Origin of the sequence: Burkholderia sp. 28_3 (genome assembly GCF_003253915.1) — a bacterium.
Lineage (GTDB): Bacteria > Pseudomonadota > Gammaproteobacteria > Burkholderiales > Burkholderiaceae > Burkholderia > Burkholderia cenocepacia.
The window spans coordinates 269,372-281,534 of record NZ_QKZF01000008.1 but is presented as its reverse complement, the minus strand read 5'-3'; the positions used below and the strand labels follow the sequence as shown (position 1 = coordinate 281,534).

Annotated in this window: 9 protein-coding genes; 3 read left to right on the top strand and 6 right to left on the bottom strand. The window is 67.5% G+C overall.

The genetic code is table 11. The features are described 5' to 3' along the window. From DFS13_RS19725 to DFS13_RS19715, 3 genes are all read right to left on the bottom strand, one after another. Complete coding sequence (locus DFS13_RS19725) at window positions 1-3,192, bottom strand: efflux RND transporter permease subunit (protein ID WP_069352120.1); 3,192 nt, start codon at window positions 3,190-3,192, stop codon at window positions 1-3. Window positions 3,193-3,207: 15 nt separating this feature from the next. After that, window positions 3,208-4,446, bottom strand: coding sequence for an efflux RND transporter periplasmic adaptor subunit (locus tag DFS13_RS19720; RefSeq protein WP_111442022.1), 1,239 nt, complete (start codon window positions 4,444-4,446; stop codon window positions 3,208-3,210). A gap of 224 nt (window positions 4,447-4,670) precedes the next feature. Continuing rightward, window positions 4,671-5,552 (bottom strand): LysR family transcriptional regulator, encoded by an 882-nt coding sequence (locus tag DFS13_RS19715; protein WP_006497831.1) that lies wholly within the window; start codon window positions 5,550-5,552, stop codon window positions 4,671-4,673. A 576-nt stretch (window positions 5,553-6,128) separates the two neighbouring features. On the opposite strand from DFS13_RS19715, the gene DFS13_RS19705 reads away from it, so the two are divergent. Next, a complete protein-coding gene (locus tag DFS13_RS19705; RefSeq protein ID WP_034203795.1) occupies window positions 6,129-7,112 on the top strand; it encodes an AraC family transcriptional regulator in 984 nt (327 codons plus the stop codon). Between the two features lie 61 nt (window positions 7,113-7,173). Here the strand turns inward: DFS13_RS19705 and DFS13_RS19700 are convergent, their stop codons facing one another. Next, window positions 7,174-8,145: a sulfonate ABC transporter substrate-binding protein gene (locus DFS13_RS19700; RefSeq protein ID WP_006489094.1), complete on the bottom strand. Its 972-nt coding sequence runs from the start codon at window positions 8,143-8,145 to the stop codon at window positions 7,174-7,176. 101 nt (window positions 8,146-8,246) lie between these two features. On the opposite strand from DFS13_RS19700, the gene DFS13_RS40345 reads away from it, so the two are divergent. Then, the gene (locus DFS13_RS40345; protein ID WP_153260040.1) at window positions 8,247-8,435 is read left to right on the top strand and encodes a hypothetical protein; all 189 of its coding nucleotides are present in this window, start codon (window positions 8,247-8,249) and stop codon (window positions 8,433-8,435) included. Here the strand turns inward: DFS13_RS40345 and DFS13_RS19690 are convergent. Together DFS13_RS19690 and DFS13_RS19680 are read right to left on the bottom strand one after the other, a co-directional pair. Beyond that, on the bottom strand, window positions 8,426-9,376 hold the full coding sequence (locus DFS13_RS19690) for a LysR family transcriptional regulator (RefSeq protein WP_012493826.1): 951 nt from the start codon (window positions 9,374-9,376) through the stop codon (window positions 8,426-8,428). The two genes, DFS13_RS40345 and DFS13_RS19690, sit on opposite strands and share 10 nt — an antisense overlap. A 304-nt stretch (window positions 9,377-9,680) precedes the next feature. Then, window positions 9,681-10,979: an adenylosuccinate synthase gene (locus DFS13_RS19680; RefSeq protein WP_111442021.1), complete on the bottom strand. Its 1,299-nt coding sequence runs from the start codon at window positions 10,977-10,979 to the stop codon at window positions 9,681-9,683. Window positions 10,980-11,119: 140 nt separating this feature from the next. Here DFS13_RS19680 and gcvA point away from each other — a divergent pair, with 140 nt between their 5' ends. Continuing rightward, complete coding sequence (gene gcvA, locus DFS13_RS19675; protein ID WP_059721498.1) at window positions 11,120-12,025, top strand: transcriptional regulator GcvA; 906 nt, start codon at window positions 11,120-11,122, stop codon at window positions 12,023-12,025. The last annotated feature ends 138 nt before the right edge of the window (window positions 12,026-12,163 follow it).

Below are 12,163 nucleotides of genomic sequence, written 5' to 3'. Positions count from 1 at the left end.
TTACTGCCCCTTCGAATCGTTTGCGTCGTCGTGACCGCGCTGCAGGTCGCCCTGCACGAGACGCCATGCGTCGTCGACGTTTTCCGTCTCGCCGCTGAAGATCGCGCGAACCCGCACGAAGAACATCGGGATCATGAAAATGGCGAGGAACGTCGCCGTGATCATCCCGCCGATCACGCCGGTGCCGATCGCGTGCTGGCTCGCCGACCCCGCGCCGTTGCTGATCGCGAGCGGCAGCACGCCCAGCATGAACGCGAGCGACGTCATCAGGATCGGACGCAGCCGCAGGCGCGCCGCCTCGATCGCCGCGCGCACCGGCCCCATGTTCCCGCCCGCCTGCAGCTCGCGCGCGAACTCGACGATCAGGATCGCGTTCTTCGCGGACAAGCCCACGGTGGTCAGCAGGCCGACCTGGAAGAACACGTCGTTCTCGAGGCCGCGCAGCATCGTCGCGAGCAGCGCGCCGACCACGCCGAGCGGCACGACCATGATCACCGAGAACGGGATCGACCAGCTTTCATACAGCGCCGCGAGACACAGGAACACGACGAGGATCGAGATCGCGTACAGGATCGGCGCCTGCGAGCCGGACTGGATTTCCTGGAACGACAGGCCCGTCCACGAGTAGCCGATGCCTTCCGGCAGCTTGCTCGCGAGCGCTTCCATCGCGGCCATCGCCTGGCCGGTCGATTTGCCTTCCGCGGCCTGCCCCTGGATTTCGATCGACGACACGCCGTTGTAACGCTCGAGCTTCGGCGAACCGTAGATCCAGTGGCCGGTCGAGAATGCGCTGAACGGCACCATCCCGCCCGCGCTGTTGCGCACGTACCAGATGTTCATGTCTTCCGGCGTCATCCGGAACGGCGCGTCCGACTGTACGTACACCTTCTTGATCCGGCCGTCGGTGTCGAGGAAGTTGTTCACGTACTGCGACGCCCATGCGATCGAGAACGTCTGGTCGATCGCCGCGGCCGTCACGCCGAGCGCATTCGCTTTCTCGCGGTCGATGTCGACCTTGTACTGCGGCGTATCGTTCAGGCCGTTCGGGCGCACCAGCGCGAGCGCCGGATCCTTCGCGGCCATCCCGAGCAACTGGCCGCGCGCGGCCATCAGCGCATCGTGGCCGAGACCGGCGTTGTCCGTCAGCTCGAAGTCGAAGCCGGCAGCCGTGCCGAGTTCCGGAATCGACGGCGGGTTGAACGGAATCACCATCGCGTCCTTGTACGTCGAATAGTGCGCGAAGGTCCGGCCGATCAGCGCCTGCACCTTCTGGTCCGAACGCTGGCGATGCTCGTACGGTTTCAGCTTCACGAACACGAGGCCCGCGTTCTGGCCGCGGCCCGCGAAGCTGAAGCCGTTGACCGTGAACACCGAGTCGACCACATCCTTCTCGGCGGTGGTCAGGTACGTGTTGATGTTGTCGAGCGTCTTGCCGGTCGTTTCCTGCGTGGAGCCGGACGGCGTCTGCACGATCATGAACATGTAGCCCTGATCCTCGTCGGGCAGGAACGACTTCGGCAGACGCGCGAACATCACGCCGACCGCGAGGAACACGGCGAGGTAGATCACGAGCCAGCGGCCCGAGCGCCGGATCACGTGATTCACGCCGCTCGTGTAGCGATCGCGGCTGCGATCGAAAGTCCGGTTGAACCAGCCGAAGAAACCCTTCTTCTCTTCGTGATGCCCCTGCGGGATCGGCTTGAGGATCGTCGCGCACAGCGCCGGCGTCAGGACCAATGCGACCAGCACGGACAGCACCATCGCCGACACGATCGTCAGCGAGAACTGCCGATAGATCGCGCCGACCGAGCCGCCTGAGAACGCCACCGGCACGAACACCGCCGACAGCACGAGCGCCACGCCGACGAGTGCGCCGGTGATCTGGCTCATCGCCTTGCGGGTCGCCTCCTTCGGTGACAGCCCTTCTTCCGCCATCACGCGCTCGACGTTCTCGACCACCACGATCGCATCGTCGACCAGCAGGCCGATCGCGAGCACGAGGCCGAACATCGACAGCGTGTTGATCGAGAAACCGGCGAGGCCCATGATCGCGAACGTACCGAGCAGCACGACCGGCACCGCGATCGTCGGGATGATCGTCGCGCGCAGGTTCTGCAGGAACAGGTACATCACGAGGAACACCAGCACGATGCCCTCGATCAGCGTCTTGACCACTTCCTCGATCGACAGGCGCACGAACGGCGTCGTGTCGTACGGGTAGTGCACGACGAGACCGTGCGGGAAGTACTTCGACAGCTCGTCGATCTTGGCCCGCAGCGCGTTCGCGGTCGCCAGCGCGTTCGCGCCGGTCGCGAGCTGGATGCCGAGGCCGGCCGTCGGCTGCCCCATGTACTTCGTGTCGAACGTGTAGTTCTCCGAACCCAGCGCCGCGCGGCCGACGTCCTTCAGGCGGACCTGCGAGCCATCCTGGTTGACCTTCAGCAGGATGTTGCCGAACTGCTCGGGCGTGCGCAGCAGCGTCGATTCGGTGATCGTCGCCTGCAGCACGGTGCCCGGCTTCGCCGGCGTGCCGCCGATCTGGCCGCCCGCGATCTGCACGTTCTGCTGCGTGATCGCGGCCGTCACGTCGGTCGGCGTGAGGCTGTAGTTGGTCAGCTTGACGGGGTCGAGCCAGATCCGCATCGAGAACTGCGAACCGAGCAGCAGCGTCTGGCCGACGCCGTTCACGCGGCTCAGCGGATCGAGCACGTGCGAAGCCACGTAGTTCGTCAGGTCCTCCTTCGACATCCGGCCGTCCTCGGAGTTGAACGCGAACCACATCAGCCAGTTGCTGCTCGACTTCGTGACCTGCATGCCGAGCTGCTGCACGACCTGCGGCAGGTTCGGCGTCGCGAGCGACAGCTTGTTCTGCACCTGCACCTGTGCGACGTCCGGATTCGTGCCCGGCGAGAACGTCAGCGTGATCGTCGCGTTGCCCGAATCGTCGCTCGTCGACGACATGTACAGGAAGTTGTCGAGCCCGCTCATCTGCTGCTCGATCACCTGCGTCACCGTGTCTTCCACCGTCTTCGCGGAAGCGCCCGGATAGTTCGCCTGGATCTGGATCGTCGGCGGTGCGATCGTCGGGTACTGCGCGATCGGCATCTTGAAGATCGATGCGACGCCGGCCAGCATCAGCACGATCGCGATCACCCACGCGAAGATCGGGCGATCGATAAAGAACTTGGCCATGAAACGGACTCCCTGTTATTGCGCGCTCGACGCGGCGGCCGAACCCGCTGCGGCGCTGGCCGCGGTAGTCGCCGGCGCGGCGCCGGCCGATGTGGCGGAGGCGGCGTCCGGCGCCGGGGCAAGCTGCGCGGGGACCGTCTTCACGGTCGCGCCCGGGCGCACCTTGTCGACGCCTTGCACGATCACGTGATCGCCCGCCTGCAGACCGCCTTCGACGATCCAGTTCTGGCCGTACGTGCCGGTCGTCGTCAACGGACGCATCTCGACCTTGTTGGCCGCGGTCACGACGAGTGCGATCGCCTGCCCCTTCTGGTCGTGCGTGACGCCGATCTGCGGCACGAGGAACGCGTTCTCGTTCACGCCTTCCTCGATCCGTGCACGCACGAACATGCCCGGCAGCAGCACGCGGCCCGGGTTCGGGAAGATCGCGCGGATCGTCACCGAGCCGGTGGTCGGGTCGACCGTCACGTCCGAGAACTGCAGCTTGCCCGGCTCCGAATAGGTCTTGCCGTCTTCGAGAATCAACGACACCTTCGCGGCGCCTGGGCCGGTCGTCTTCAGACGGCCGCTCTGCACGTCCTGACGCAGCTTCAGCCCTTCGAGGCTCGATTGCGTGAGGTCGACGTACACCGGATCGAGCTGCTGCACGGTCGACATCAGCGTCGCCTGGCTCGCCTGCACGTAGGCGCCCGGCGTCACTTGCGAGATGCCGACGCGGCCCGAAACGGGCGACACGACGTCCGTATAGCCGAGGTTGATCTGCGCGGTGTCGACCGCCGCCTTGCCGGCCGCGACGTCCGCCGCGGCCTGCCCTTGCGTGGCGACCGCGTTGTCGTAGTCCTGCTTGCTGACCGCGTTCGCGGCGACCAGCACCTTGTAGCGCGCGACCAGCGCGTTCTGCGTGACGAGGTTCGCCTGCGCCTTCGCGAGCGTCGCCTTCGCGCTGTTCAAGGCCGCGACGTACGGCGCCGGATCGATCTTGTAGAGACGCTGGCCGGCCTTGACGTCGGTGCCCTCGGTGAATTCACGACGCAGCACGATGCCGTCGACCCGCGCACGCACCTGCGCGACGAGGAACGCGCTGGTGCGGCCCGGCAGTTCGGTCACCGCCGGCACGGCTTGCGGCTGCACGGTGACGACGCCGACTTCCGGCGTTTGCGGCGGCGGCGCCGATTCTTTTTTCCCGCACGCGGCCAGGAAAACGGCAGCCGTTGCGGCAGTGATTAAGCGGTATGGAACCCGTTCGACGCGCATGGAGCGACCTCTCACAATTAGACGACCTTCAATGGGAATCACCAGATCTCCTCATGGCCCTGACACGCGGCGGACCTGCAGCTTCCGGCCCACCGCGGATGCGGACGCGTGTTGCGGGTGTGCGTTGCACCCTGCGGAGCGTTCGTGCGCCGAACTGCTTCCGAAAAAGAACGGCGAGCCCGCGGCCCCGGCGGGCTCGCGTTGCCGTGGGATCAGCCGGCCCGTTAGCGCGTGGGCCGGAATGCGGCGCCTGCGAATTCGATGAACGCGCGCGCGGCGGCCGGCAAACGCGCGGCACGCGCATGCGCGAGCTTCAGCGTGACGGGCGCGAGCGGGCGGACCGGGGCCACGCGCACGAGCGTGCCGGCCGCCAGATCCGCATCGACGAGATACGCGGGCAGCACCGCCGCGCCCATGCCGGCGACGGCCAGCCGCCGCGCCATCTCGAGATGGCCGACGCCCGTATTGCCGGACGCCGCACCGGATCGAATCGCGGCCGCCGGGTCGTCGTCGGCCGCGGGCAACTCCAGCCGCACGGCCGCGAGTTCCGGCCAGTCGCCCGACGCAGCGGCGCCGCCGTGCGCGGCGACGTAGCCCGGCGCCGCGACGCGCACGGTTTCGTATGCAGCCAGCGTATGCAACGCGTGCGCGCCGGACACCGGCATGCCATCCGTCAGAAACGCGACGTCGATGTCCTCGGCAGTCAGGTCGACGTGGGCATCGGTCAGCGTCACCGTCGGCCGCACGTCCGGAAACCGGTGCACGAAGCGATCGAGCAGCGCGCTCAACTGGCTGAGCCCGAACGCGACCGGCGCGGCCACGCGCAATACGCCTTCCGGCTTGCTGCCCATCGCGACGAAACGACCGTCGATCTCGTCGATCGCACCGAGAATCCGCTCGACGCGCGCAAGATACAGCTCGCCGATCTCCGTCAGCGACTGGTGGCTCGTGCTGCGTTGAAGCAGGCGCGCACCGAGGCGCGTCTCGAGCGCATCGACCAGCCGGCTCGCCATCGCCGTCGACACGCGCAGCCGCGTCGCGGCCCGGCGAAATCCGCCTTCCCTTGCCACCGTCACGAATGCCCGAATCGATTGAAGTTGGTCCATTTGTCCGGATTCCCCTGCGCGAACGACTGCCCGTCTGCCTGCACCCCGACGCCGCACCGCCACCCGCCCGCATCGGCCCGGCCAATGCGGCGGCGCCGACGCCGGCTCCGCCGGGTCGGTCGGCACGCTCGCGACGGGCGCAAACCAGCCTCGGCAAGCCCGATGCACGATCGTTCAGTAGCAGTCCTGAGTCTTTTCCCGCGATGCGCGGCGGCGACGCGCGCGGCAAGGCCGGCGGCGGCCGCGCATCACGCGGACGGTGTTGCCCGCATCATCCGGGCACGCTGAAACCGCATTTCCTTCAGCAGGTGCAATGGTAGGGAAACCGCCGGAAAATGGCTTGCCCGATCCTGCGATTGTTTTGCCTTAATTTCCGAATTTGTGCGCTGCACACGATGCCACGACGGGCGATGCGTCCGCCGCCATGCAGGTCCGGATGATCGGGCTAATTTCGGACAGGTTTAGGCAATCCGGCGCACGCAACTGGCCGTACGATGTGACCGCCGTGCGTGCAGCTCGACAGGGAATCGCCGCCGCGCGCATGACATCGCTCACTCCGCCAACCGCTCACGCAACATGGAAATCGACGCTCGAACGCCACCGCACCCGCGCACCCCGCCGGATCACGACGCACGATCGCGAGCCGGCGCACCCGCCGCGGCCCGGCTGGCGACGCTGATCGCCGCCTATGCACCGCACGACGGCATGTTCGACCTTCCGCTGCGCGGCATGCGCATCGCGCGCGCTTCCGTGCCGCCGCCGCAATGGAACCACGGCGTGCACCACGCGTGCCTGAGCATCGTCGGGCAAGGCGCGAAGTCGATGCGGGTCGGCGACGATACCTACACGATCGACGAATCGCGGATGCTGGTCGCAACGGCCGACCTGCCGGTGACCGGCCGCGTGACGCGTGCGCGCCCGGCCGAGCCGTTCCTGTACGCGCAACTCGAACTCGATCCTGCGCGCATCGCGGCGCTCACGCCGGTCGTCTTCCCGCGCGGACTGCCGAAAGCCGTCGACTGCCGCGCACTCGACACGCACGACGCGACGCCGGAAATCGTCGACGCCATCGCGCGACTGATGCAACTGATGGCGCAACCGGACGACCTCGACCTGATCGCGCCGCTGATCGTCGACGAAATCCTCATCCGGCTGCTGCGCGGCCCGTCGGGCGCGCGCGTCGCGCAGATCGGCGACGCCGGTTCGACGACCCAGCGCATCTCGCGCGCCGTCGCATGGATTCGCGATCACTACCTCGATCCGATGGTGGTCGACTCGCTCGCGCGGCAGGTGGAGATGAGCCCGTCGACGTTCCACCATCACTTCCGGGCGGTCACGTCGATGAGCCCGTTGCAATGCCAGAAGGTGCTGCGACTGCAGGAGGCGCGCCATCTGATGTGCCTGTCGGCGATGGATGCGCGGCAGGCGTGTCGCAGCGTCGGCTATGTGAGCGCGTCGCAGTTCAGCCGCGAATACGCACGGCTGTTCGGCGACGCGCCGGGCCGCGACGTCGCGAGGCTGCGCGGGGAAGCGGTGCCGCTGTCGCGCGTTGCACCATGAAGGAATATCGGGGGCGACAAAGCGACTCGTCACCCACCCGATCGCAGGGGCGGTTAGACCCTCACGCGAGCGACGGCGGCGCTGCCACGCTGACGTCGACGCGTTTCGGCAGGATGCCGGCCTGGTAGAACACATCCGCGATGCGCTGCTGGTACGCGAGCGTGTCGCGGGTGACGGGCTCGACACCGAAGCGTGCGCGGCGAAACGCGAGCGCCACGGCCGGCTCCGGAATCCCCCAGAGCTTCGAGAATTCGGCCGCGCCCTGCGCGCGGTTCGCATCGAGCCAGCGCTGGACCGTCGTCAGTTCCGACACGACCGCGTCGAGCACGTCGGCATTGCGCTGCGCGTACGTGCGCGACGCGAAGTAGTAGCTGCGGTTCTCGACGAGCCCCGTGCCATCCGCGACGATGCGCGCGCCGAATGCCTGCTGGACCACCGCGAGAAACGGATCCCAGATGATCCACGCATCGACCGAGCGGTTCTCGAATGCCGCCCGCGCATCGGACGGCGACAGCCACACCGGCGTGACGTCGGCATAGCCGAGCTTCGCGGCCTGCAGCAGCCGGACCAGCAGGAAGTGCGTATTCGATCCCTTCACCAGCGCGATGCGCTTGCCGCGCAGGTCGGCAAAGGTCTTGACCGGCGAGTCCTTCGCGACGACCACCGCTTCGGTTGTCGGACCGGCTGGCGTCTGCGCGTAGTAGACAAGCGGCGCACCGGCCGCGAGCGCGAAGATCGGCGGCGCTTCGCCGACATCGCCGAAATCGATCGATCCCGCGTTCAGCGCCTCGAGTTGCGGTGGCCCCGACGGGAACTCGGTCCACGTGACGTTCACGCCGAGTGTCGCGAGCTTGCCTTGCAGCGTGCCGCGTGCCTTCAGCAGGCTGAGCGGCCCTTTCTGATAACCGATGCGCAACGTACGCGTGCCGGCCGCGCCGGCCAGCGCAAGACCAGGGTGGGCGGCGGCACCTGCCGCGAGTGCCAGGCCGGCATGAAGCAGCCGGCGGCGGATACTGGAGTGTCGATCTGCCATGTCGTTTCGGGTTCGATGAAGGAGGCGCGGCCGGAGCGCGCGCATGCGATGAAGCAGGTCGCACCGATTCTAAAAGGGGGCCGCTGCGCGCCGAACCAACGATGTTCGATATCGAAAGCAAGCGTTTTCATAAGGGCAATGCCGATGGCACGGGCATCGTTGTCAGGAACGGTCCGCGCACGTGCGTTCGCCGCCCGCCTTTAATACAGGACTACCGATTATTTTCATCGAACAGAGAGACGGTGCGCGGTACTCACGTACCGACCATGCGTGAACCAGCTCAGGAATGACGGGCGGCGCAACAGGCGTTCAACGCGGCCTCGTCGGCGGCCAGCATCTCCGGCACGCATTCCCGCAGGAAATCGACGAACGTGCGGATCTTCGCATCGAGATACTGACGCGACGCATACAACGTATAGACCGTCAGCTTCTGCAACCGGTAATCGGGCAGCACGCGCACCAGCGCACCGCTCGCGAGCGCGGGCAGCGCAGCCGACATCGGCAGCGAGCCGATCCCGAGCCCCGCGCGCAGCGCGGCGCCGAGCGCATCGGCGATGTTGACCTGGAAATCCGGCAGCGGCAGCTCGAACGTTTCTCGACCGTTCGGACCGTCGAGATGCCAGCGGTCGCGCGGAAAGAGCGGCGTGACGATCTGCAGGCACGCGTGCCCGGCGAGGTCGCTCACCGTGCGCGGCGTGCCGCGCGCCTTCAGATACGCAGGCGACGCGCACAGCACGCTGCCCACGTCGCCGAGCCGCTGCGATACCAGCCCGGAATCGGGCAGCTCCGTCGTGCTCAATTGGAGCGATACGTCGTAGCCTTCGTCGATGATGTCGGGCACGTGCTGCGACAGCGTCAGCTCGACCGCGACCGACGGATAGCGTTCGCGGTAGCGCACGACCGCGGGCACCACGTAGGACTGGCCGAAACTCGTCGTCGCGTGCACGTGCAGCCGCCCGGACGGCTTTGCCTGTGCATCGGCCGCCTCGGCTTCCGCTTCGTCGATATAGCCGAGGATGCGCTGGCAGCGGTCGAGATAGCGCTGCCCGGCGTCGGTCAGCGCGATGCGGCGCGTGCTGCGGTTGAGCAGGCGCGTGCGTAGATGCGTTTCGAGTTGCGCGACCGAGCGCGATGCGTAGGCCGTCGTGATGTCCAGACGTTGGGCCGCGCTCGTGAAGCTGCCCTCCTCCGCGACCCGGACGAAAATGCGCATCATCTGTAACGTATCCATCGACCTGTCCCCGGGATTGTCACGTCGCACCGCCGTGCCGACAGGGTGCCGGCGGCGCCGGCACACGCCGGTCTGGCGCGAATTGTGCGGAACAGTACAGCAGCGTTGCAGACGTGTCCAGTTCGCCGTACGCGGCGTGATCCGGATGCCGAATCGTGCTGCCGAGCAGCCCGCCGCGCGGGATCCGGGCCGGGCGCACATACGTATCGAACGTACCGACAGGCCGACAGCATCGGCCGGCAAAAACTACCCGCGGACCGGCATGCCGCCGGCCCGTCGATCGACGCCCTTCGCGCCTCGCGCGTTACGCGGCGCCCGCCGCATCGAACGGATTGCGCAACACGATCGTGTCGTCGCGCTCCGCGCCGGTCGTGATCATCGAAACCGGCGCGCCCGCCACGGTTTCGATGCGCGCGATGAAATCTCGCGCCGCGCGCGGCAGCGCCGCACGCTCGCGTACGCCCTTCACGGAGCCTTGCCAGCCGTCGAATCGTTCATAGACCGGCTTCGCGCGCGACTGCGCGTCGAGGCTCGCGGGCAAATGGTCGACGCGCGCGCCGTCGAATTCGTATCCGACGCACAGCTCGATCGACTCGAAGCCGTCGAGCACGTCGAGCTTGGTGAGCGCGAACGAATCGATGCCCGAGATCCTGACGGCCTGGCGCAGTTGCGCGGCATCGAGCCATCCACAGCGCCGCGGCCGGCCGGTGTTGACGCCGAATTCCTGTCCACGCGCGCGCAGCGTTTCACCGGTGGCGTCGGTCAATTCGGTGAGGAACGGGCCACCGCCGACCCGCGTCGCATACGCCTTCGTGACACCCAGCACGTGGCCGAGCTTCGCCGCACCGAGCCCGGTGCCGGCCGCCGCGGCCGATGCCACGGTGCCAGACGACGTCACGAACGGGTACGTGCCCCAGTCGATGTCCAGCATCACGGCCTGCGAGCCTTCGAACAGAATGCGCTCGCCGCGATCGGTCGCGTCGTTGAGGTCGGCCCAGACCGGACGCACGAACGGCAGGATCTTCGGTGCGAGCGCAACCAGCGTCGCCAGCATCGCGTCGCGATCGTACGCGTCGAGCCCCAGGCCGCGGAACCATGCATTGTGATGGTCGACGAGCACGTCGAGCTTGGCCGCGAGCCCGCCCGGTTCCGCGAGATCGCCGACACGCAGCCCGCGACGGCCGACCTTGTCCTCGTAGGCCGGCCCGATGCCGCGCAGCGTGGTGCCGATGGGCTCGCGGCGCAACCGCTCCTGCGCCTCGTCGATCGCGCGGTGAATCGGCAGTACCAGCGTCGCGTTCTCCGCGATCGACAGGTTGGCCGGCGTCACCGACAACCCGAGCTCGGCCATCCGCCCGATTTCCGCGAGCAGCGCTTCGGGGTCGAGCGCCACGCCGTTGCCGATCACGCCGCGCTTGCCGCGCACGATGCCGCTCGGCAGCAGTGCGAGCTTGTACGTGTTGCCGCCGACGACCAGCGTGTGGCCCGCGTTGTGCCCGCCGTTGTAGCGTGCGACGAGATCGGCCTGTGCCGCCAGCCAGTCCACGACGCGCCCCTTGCCTTCGTCACCCCATTGGGCGCCCACGACCACCACGTTCGGCATGCTCCGTACTCCATGTGAGAAATTCAGACACTCGTTCGGCCGCATGGGCCGTTTGTATGCCATATTGACGGAGCCGGATCACCCGATCAAACGATTAAACCTGAACCATCGTGTGATGAAATCTCACACGAAACGATGCCATGGCCCGACGTCTCCCTCCGTTGAATTCGCTGCGCGCGTTCGAAGCCGCCGCGCGCCTCGGCAGCTTCACGCTGGCCGCCGACGAGCTGTGCGTGACGCACGGCGCGATCAGCCGGCACGTGCAGCAACTGGAAGCGTGGCTCGGGCGGTCGCTGTTCGAACGCCACAACCGGCGCGTGGAACTGACCGCGGCCGGGCGCGCGTACCTCGCCGAGGTCGGCGCCTCGTTCGACCGGATCGCGCTCGCCACCGCGCAGCACTTCGGCCACGCGCAGCAGCGCGTGTTGCGCGTCAGCGCGCCCGCGACGTTCTCGCTGCGCTGGCTCGTCCCGAAGCTGTCGTCGTTCCAGGTCGCGCATCCGGCCATCGAGGTGCGGCTGTCGACGTCGAACGAGCCGATCGAAAAGCTGCGCGACAAGGTCGACCTGATCGTGCGCGGCGGCCCGCAGGCCATCGACGGGTACGTCGCGGAGGAATTCCTGTCCGAAGTCCGGCTGCCGGTGTGTGCGCCGAAGTTGCTGGAGGGCCGGTCGTTGGATACGCCTGCCGATCTCGCCCGCTTCACGTTGCTGCACGCGGCAACCTATCCGGGCATGTGGCCGGAATGGCTCGCGGCGGCCGGGCATCCGAATCTCGTCCCGCGACACTCGCTCACGCTCGAGCATTTCTACCTGACGCTGCAAGGCGCGCTCGACGGGCTCGGCGTCGCGATGGGGCCGATCGCGCTCGTCGCCGACGACATCGCCGAAGGCCGGCTCGTGCAGCCGTTCAGCGAACCGGCGCTGCCGCCGTGGCGCTATTTCACGTATGTGGCATCCGCGCGGGCGGACGACGACGCCGTACGTGCGTTCAAGGACTGGTTGAAGGTGACGGGAAGCGCGACTGCGTCGGGCGGGCGGGATTGACGCTTCGGCATGCCGGCCACGCGCCTTCAAACCATGAAGGATTCCGAATCAAATGAGGTGAATGTCCGGAACGTGTTCGCCTGTGCGCATCGCTTGATCGCAATGCAAACGGCAAGCCGCGGATCGAACCGTGGCTTG

Bases quoted from the DNA above. Each gene is read 5' to 3' on its own strand.
- DFS13_RS19725 (WP_069352120.1), bottom strand. From the start codon at position 3,192: ATGGCCAAGTTCTTTATCGATCGCCCGATCTTCGCGTGGGTGATCGCG.
- DFS13_RS19720 (WP_111442022.1), bottom strand. From the start codon at position 4,446: ATGCGCGTCGAACGGGTTCCATACCGCTTAATCACTGCCGCAACGGCT.
- DFS13_RS19715 (WP_006497831.1), bottom strand. From the start codon at position 5,552: ATGGACCAACTTCAATCGATTCGGGCATTCGTGACGGTGGCAAGGGAA.
- DFS13_RS19705 (WP_034203795.1), top strand. From the start codon at position 6,129: ATGGAAATCGACGCTCGAACGCCACCGCACCCGCGCACCCCGCCGGAT.
- DFS13_RS19700 (WP_006489094.1), bottom strand. From the start codon at position 8,145: ATGGCAGATCGACACTCCAGTATCCGCCGCCGGCTGCTTCATGCCGGC.
- DFS13_RS40345 (WP_153260040.1), top strand. From the start codon at position 8,247: ATGTTCGATATCGAAAGCAAGCGTTTTCATAAGGGCAATGCCGATGGC.
- DFS13_RS19690 (WP_012493826.1), bottom strand. From the start codon at position 9,376: ATGGATACGTTACAGATGATGCGCATTTTCGTCCGGGTCGCGGAGGAG.
- DFS13_RS19680 (WP_111442021.1), bottom strand. From the start codon at position 10,979: ATGCCGAACGTGGTGGTCGTGGGCGCCCAATGGGGTGACGAAGGCAAG.
- gcvA (WP_059721498.1), top strand. From the start codon at position 11,120: ATGGCCCGACGTCTCCCTCCGTTGAATTCGCTGCGCGCGTTCGAAGCC.